This window comes from Polynucleobacter sp. 35-46-11, assembly GCF_002281105.1.
In genome coordinates this window covers 1-3,899 of record NZ_NCFJ01000232.1, presented here as the reverse complement: position 1 = coordinate 3,899, position 3,899 = coordinate 1, and the positions used below count along the sequence as shown (strand labels likewise).

4 protein-coding genes are annotated in these 3,899 nt (G+C 47.6%); 1 reads left to right on the top strand and 3 read right to left on the bottom strand.

The features are described from left to right. Together B7Y67_RS12510 and pmbA are read right to left on the bottom strand one after the other, a co-directional pair. The coding region (locus B7Y67_RS12510) for a TRAP transporter substrate-binding protein (protein ID WP_293598931.1) at positions 1–1,055 on the bottom strand (1,055 nt) is incomplete at its 3' end. Between the two features lie 80 nt (positions 1,056–1,135). After that, entirely contained in the window at positions 1,136–2,482 is a 1,347-nt protein-coding gene (pmbA, locus tag B7Y67_RS12505) for a metalloprotease PmbA (protein ID WP_293598930.1), read from the bottom strand. A 26-nt stretch (positions 2,483–2,508) separates the two neighbouring features. Here pmbA and mog point away from each other — a divergent pair, with 26 nt between their 5' ends. Continuing rightward, on the top strand, positions 2,509–3,132 hold the full coding sequence (gene mog, locus B7Y67_RS12500) for a molybdopterin adenylyltransferase (protein ID WP_293598929.1): 624 nt from the start codon (positions 2,509–2,511) through the stop codon (positions 3,130–3,132). A gap of 73 nt (positions 3,133–3,205) precedes the next feature. Here mog and orn read toward each other — a convergent pair whose 3' ends face one another. Further along, the gene (gene orn / locus B7Y67_RS12495; protein WP_215301548.1) at positions 3,206–3,793 is read right to left on the bottom strand and encodes an oligoribonuclease; all 588 of its coding nucleotides are present in this window, start codon (positions 3,791–3,793) and stop codon (positions 3,206–3,208) included. Between the last annotated feature and the right edge of the window lie 106 nt (positions 3,794–3,899).

The following is a 3,899-nucleotide window of genomic DNA, read 5'->3' as shown; positions in this document are numbered from 1 at the left end:
GCAAATGCCTGTTCTGCGACATTAAACCACTGCGCTTCCATGTTTCTGAAGACGCGATAGTCTTCAAAGATCTTTTTGAACTGAGGGTTCTTGGCAGATTCCTCAGCGTAGGTTTCTTGGCTAGCCTTGAAGCAGGCATCCATAACTGAGGCATTGAACTTGCGCAATACTGCGCCACCTTGAACCAGTCGTTGTAACGCCGGTGGATTCAAGGCATCGTACTTGGCACACATATCAGTGTGAGCCTCAAAACAGGCTGCTTGCCATGCTGCTTGGTATGCTGGCGGCAATGAATCCCATTGCTTCTTATTTACCAAGAATGAGAGGCCCGCTGCGCCCTCCCAAAATGCGGGGTAGTAATAGTTTTTAGCAACCTTGGCTAGGCCTAACTTCTCATCATCATAAGGACCAACAAATTCTGCAGCATCAATCGTGCCTTTTTCTAGAGCTGAATAAATTTCGCCAGCAGGTAACTGTTGTGGCACTACACCCAACTTCGCAAGCACTTGACCCGCAAATCCAGCGATACGGAACTTAAGCCCCTTGAGATCTTCTGGCGATTTAATTTCTTTGCGAAACCAGCCACCCATCTGAGTGCCAGTTTGCCCACCCATGAAGTTCACTACGTTGTAACTAGCATAGAGTTCGCGCATCAACTTCATACCATTGCCATGCAACATCCAAGCGGATTGCTGACGCGCTGTCATACCAAAGGGCGCCGCAGTATCAAAAATAAAAGCGCTGTTCTTACCTAAGTAGTAATAGCTGGCAGTGTGCCCACACTCTACCGTACCATTTTGAACGGCATCCAATACTTGCAAAGCAGGAACCACCTCGCCCGCAGCAAATACTTTGACGTTGAACTTGCCATCAGTTGCTTTGCGCAAGGCGCTAGCAAATACTTCCGGTGTGCCAATTAAAGTATCCAATGATTTAGGAAAGCTCGAGACCAAACGCCAATTCAAGGTTGGCAAACTCTGCGCTATAGACGGAGTAGCTAATGCTGCTGCACCCGCACCAATAGTTGCCTTCTTTAAAAAGGAACGTCTTTGCATCTTCTTCTCCTCCAAAATATTTTTGCTTTGTGTTGTTGACTCTATTTTTTGTTGTCTGGTGTTTTCAGATTGCGATTACTTTATTTACCGCCAATCGTCATTGATCCAATTAAGATGGAGCCGGTTTCTTTTGTTCCACGAATGAGTGAATCGCTACCAATCATCTGAATATCCATCAGCATATCGCGCAAGTTACTCGCGATCGTAATTCCCTCAACCGGGTACTGGATCTCACCGTTCTCTACCCAATAACCAAAAGCACCGCGAGAGTAATCGCCAGTGACGTAGTTCACGCCTTGGCCCATGAGCTCAGTAACTAGGAGGCCCGTACCCATTGCTTCCAAGAGTGCGGGTAATCCACCCTGAGGAGTCTTGCGACTTTGTATTGTCAGGTGATGAGAGCCACCAGCATTACCAGTAGTTTTCATGCCGAGTTTTCTGGCAGAGTAAGTGGATAAGAAATAGCCTTGCAAGACACCCTTGTCGACCACTGTTCTTGCCGTTGTCTTTACACCCTCTTCATCAAACGGTGCACTACCAGTCATCGACTTTAGGTGAGGATTCTCAAAGAGACTAACGTGTTTTGGTAATACTTGCTTACCCAGGCTATCCAATAGAAAACTTGAGCGACGATATAGAGCACCACCAGAAACAGCCTGCACTAAACCACCTAAGAGTCCAGCCGCTAAAGGTGCCTCGAAAATCACAGGGCAACGGCGAGTGGTTAGTGATCTTGCCTTAAGACGTGAAAGTGCGCGCTCTGCTGCGTACTTACCAATCGAAGCTGGATCGGCCAACTCTTGTGGGATGCGCGAACTGGAATACCAGTCATCTCTTTGCATCAGCGACTTCTTGCCACCCTCATTTGCAATTGGTGCACATGAAATGTAGTGACGAGAGAATGGGTAACCCCCCATAAACCCATGACTAGTCCCCATCATGAAATGTGCATGATGGGCAGATACCGATGCCCCATCGCTATTTTGAATTTGCTTACTCACCGCAAAGGCAGCCCCTTCGGCGGTGCGTGCAATATCGATTGCAGTTGCCGAATCCAAATCCCATGGATGAAACAAGTCGAGATCCAGTGGATGTTTTTCGAGAAGTTCTTTTTCAGCAGGGCCGGCACATAAATCTTCCGCCGTATGTTGAGCGATATGGTACGCAGCCTCAACCGTAGCTTTTAAAGAGTCCTTGGAGAAATCACTGGTACTGGCATTGCCGCGGCGATGCCCCAAGAAGACCGTTACTCCAACCTGCTTATCCAAGCTTTGCTCTATGGTCTCAACCTCACCCTTACGGACGGTAACTGAAAGACCCTGACCTTCAGAAACCTCTGCCACCGCATCTGAGGCACCCCGCCTTTTGGCATCCGTGAGCATGAAATCAATGATTTCTTGAAACTGGTTTGATGAGTATGTAAACATGTCTTAATAATAGCTAGAATAGAAACATGAAGCATACCGAAGCCTGGAAACGATCCTCCCCTGACGAAATCAAAATCGGCCTAATCTCGATCTCTGACAGAGCGAGTAAAGGCATTTATACAGATGAAGGGGTTCCCGCCCTCCGAGGCTGGCTAGAAAGCGCCCTCAGCACACCCTATGTCTTTCATGAGCGCCTGATTGCCGATGAGCGAGAAGTCATCACTGAAACCATCGTGGAGCTTACCGATGATCTTGGCTGTGATTTAGTCCTCACCACAGGCGGTACAGGCCCCTCTCGGAGAGATGTCACCCCTGAGGCCACCATGGATGCTGGGACCCGGGAAATGCCCGGATTTGGCGAGCAAATGCGCCAAATTAGCCTACGTTTTGTACCTACGGCGATTTTGTCCCGACAAACCGCTGTTTTGCGAGAGATCGAGGGGCATACTGCCCTCGTCATTAACCTTCCAGGTCAGCCAAAATCCATTAAAGAGACGCTCGAAGGCCTGAAAGATGCTGAAGGTAAACCCATTGTGCAGGGTATTTTTGCCTCAGTACCTTACTGTATTGAACTGTTTGGCGGCCCCATTATCCAAACCCATGAATCCGTTATTAAAGTCTATCGACCCAAAAGTGCCGTCAAGAAGTAATGCATTCTCCTGAGTTGATAAAAAAAGGTCTAGTAATAGACCTTTTTTACATTGCCCATACTAGGAAGCAGAATTACTCCGGTAAAGGCACAATAAATTTTTCTCGGTAGTACTTGAGCTCTTCAATAGACTCTTCGATATCCGCCAAGGCCGTGTGAGCTTGCTTCTTCGTGAAACCCTTTACCAACTCAGGATGCCAGCGCTTACAAAGCTCCTTAAGGGTAGATACATCAATATTTCGATAATGAAAGAATGCCTCTAGTTTTGGCATGTACTTGGCCATAAAGCGTCGATCTTGGCCAATCGTATTGCCACACATTGGAGCAATTCCAGGCTTGAGGTATTTCTTTAGAAAAGCGATACATTCTGCTTCAGCAGTCGCTTCATCCATAGTCGAAGCCTTGACCTTATCAATCAGTCCAGAACGTCCGTGGGTACCCTTATTCCATGCATCCATTGCATCCAATAGGGCATCCTCCTGATGAATTACCCAAACAGGGGCGGTAGCAATGGTATTGAGATGCGCATCGGTGACGATCACGGCAATCTCCAAAATACGCTCTTTTTCAGGGTCTAGGCCCGACATCTCCATATCCACCCAAATCAGGTGTTCACTGGCTGGCGCCGTCTTAACTGCTGGGATAACTATTTTTTCACTCATATCTATAATCATCTCATGACATTCACAATTGTTTTTCTAATCGCCTTCATCGCCAGCTTTGGTCTACGCCACTGGTTATCTCAACGCCAAATTCGTCACGTCGCCC

Coding starts and splice junctions, on each gene's coding strand:
- mog (WP_293598929.1), top strand. CDS start 2,509: ATGAAGCATACCGAAGCCTGGAAACGATCCTCCCCTGACGAAATCAAA.
- orn (WP_215301548.1), bottom strand. CDS start 3,793: ATGAGTGAAAAAATAGTTATCCCAGCAGTTAAGACGGCGCCAGCCAGT.
- pmbA (WP_293598930.1), bottom strand. CDS start 2,482: ATGTTTACATACTCATCAAACCAGTTTCAAGAAATCATTGATTTCATG.